1 protein-coding gene is annotated in these 1,073 nt (G+C 34.4%); it reads right to left on the minus strand.

The genetic code is table 11. The features are described from left to right. Positions 1-1,073: recombinase family protein (locus tag BQ7400_RS00210; RefSeq protein ID WP_144019912.1), on the minus strand; the 1,073-nt coding region annotated here is incomplete at both ends.

The following is a 1,073-nucleotide window of genomic DNA, read 5'->3' on the forward strand; positions in this document are numbered from 1 at the left end:
GCTTCATGGACTACAACTTTTTCTATATACTCATTTATCATTGGTACTGTCAGTTCTTCAATATCGGTATATTTTTCTATCATCTTTAAGAATTTATCAGTATCAACTTTTCTCTGATGATAACTTTCTATTTCATCTTCAAAATACTGTATTTGATTTTCTAAGTCTTGTTGCTCCGTATCATAGGTATTAAATAATCTATCAAAGTGTTTTACAGGAATTTTTCCAAGTGCGTGGTCTTCATATAGCTTTGTAATAAGGGTTGTTAATTCTGCATTTCTTGATGACAGTTTCTCTAACTTTTCTTTATCCCCTTGATACTTTTCTTCTCTTTTTTCATCGGACAATTTGTTCATCACTTTTAGAAATTCTTGTTTATCTTCTTTGGCAAAGTCTGTGATTTCTTTAATTGATTTCAAGAGAATTTCATTCACTGTCTTTACTTTGATGTAGTGCATACTGCAAGTGCCTTTTCTGTGTCTGTAATGTTGGCACACAAAACAATAATCACAATCGTATTTCTTTTCTTTATGTTCTGCCGGCTCTCTGTAACTTAACTTTCCTCCACAATCAGAACAGATTAAAAGTCCTGTAAATGGGTGGGAGGTTGTACCATACTTTGGGCTTCTTCTTACTGTTTTTCTTAACCTTTGAGCATTATTCCATGTTTCTTCGTCAATAATCGCTTCATGGGTGTTTTTGAAGATAATGAGTTCATCTGCTTTCGCCTTTCTGCGTTTCTTGGTTTTGTAGTCTACACTAATTGTCTTTCCCAATACAGTATGTCCCATATATTCTTGCTTTTCTAAGATATAGCTTACTGTGGTTGGTGTCCAAAAATATGGGTCTTCTATTCCTCTTTTCTTGGAGCTGTGGTTATTTTCAGGATAGTGTATTTCTGCATAGGCTGATGGAATAAGGACTTTATCTTTGGTTAGTATATCTGCTATCTGAGTTACTCCATATCCCTCTATTACAAGCCTATAAATGCGTTTTACGACCTTTGAACTCTCTTTATCGACAAGTAGCTCCTGTTTGTTCTTAGGGTTTCTATAATAGCCGTATGGAACGCT

Source organism: Urinicoccus massiliensis, assembly GCF_900120405.1.
GTDB lineage: Bacteria > Bacillota > Clostridia > Tissierellales > Peptoniphilaceae > Urinicoccus > Urinicoccus massiliensis.